This window comes from Vibrio jasicida CAIM 1864 = LMG 25398 (genome assembly GCF_000400365.1).
Lineage (GTDB): Bacteria > Pseudomonadota > Gammaproteobacteria > Enterobacterales > Vibrionaceae > Vibrio > Vibrio jasicida.
Window position 1 is genome coordinate 1 of record NZ_BAOG01000277.1, and the last position, 208, is coordinate 208.

Here is a 208-nt window from a genome sequence, read left to right on the forward strand (position 1 = left end):
GTAACAACGAGCATTGTTCATGGACAATAGATTGTTTGGACCCGGAGTCATATTGAGCGCAAAACACGCAGGTATAAAGAACAATAACGTCCAGATTTCCACAATATTTCCTCCATAAAACTAACGCCCAATTAAGGTGTGAGGCACGCAATACGATGCTCCCGCATACCACCTTAATCACTAAAACCAACGCATAGTAAAAATGCCA

At 41.8% G+C, this 208-nt stretch carries 1 pseudogene; it reads right to left on the reverse strand.

From position 1 onward, the window contains the following. Window positions 1-102, reverse strand: a pseudogene (locus tag VJL_RS29450) (LysE family translocator); the annotation flags it as partial. Between the last annotated feature and the right edge of the window lie 106 nt (window positions 103-208).